The organism is Micromonospora aridisoli, from assembly GCF_056150025.1.
This window is the reverse complement of sequence record NZ_JAXCFK010000084.1, coordinates 1-609: the sequence shown is the minus strand read 5'-3', so window position 1 is coordinate 609 and position 609 is coordinate 1. Positions and strand designations below refer to the sequence as shown.

General features: G+C 34.3%; 1 protein-coding gene. It reads left to right on the top strand.

Annotated elements, in window-relative coordinates:
• On the top strand, positions 1 to 279 hold a 279-nt coding region (locus tag SM447_RS29475; protein ID WP_474576132.1), incomplete at its 5' end, for a hypothetical protein.
• Between the last annotated feature and the right edge of the window lie 330 nt (positions 280 to 609).

Here is a 609-nt window from a genome sequence, read left to right as displayed (position 1 = left end):
GGAGTTACGTTACTCAAAAATGCTGAGAAGTTTGTTTTCAAGCCGCAGTATTCCAAAGAAGGCGATGTGTTCCATTTTTCTCTTTTTAATAACAACCAAGATGATGTACAGATCACTATGTATGCATCCAATGGAGCTACAGTTGTAGCCGAAGGATTAGTGAATGATATGATGATCAAAAGAAACTATAATACAAAAGATTTGTCTGCTGGTGAGTACCGATTGGTAGTTAAGGAAGGCAAAAAGACATTTTCTAAGAGCTTTACAGTGCAACACTAAGAACTCTCCCCCAAAACAGCCAGAAAAGTACTATTCTCCCTAAAAGAGATTACATCAAAATATAAAAAAAGACGACTCAGGAGATCCTGAGTCGTCTTTTTTTATAGCACCATTAATAGTCAAGATAATTATTGAATGGCTTTGTGGTTTAGGGGGTGAGTGGTTTACGAGGAGTTTGAGACGTTATTGAACGTGCTAAAATAGCATTTTGTAGAATATAATGTTTTGAGAAAAAAAAACACCTCTGAACTGGCAATAAATGATTGACTTTGTTGTTGTAAAAAGTAAAACGTTAAAATATACTTAATCTTATAATTTTTTTGTACCCCA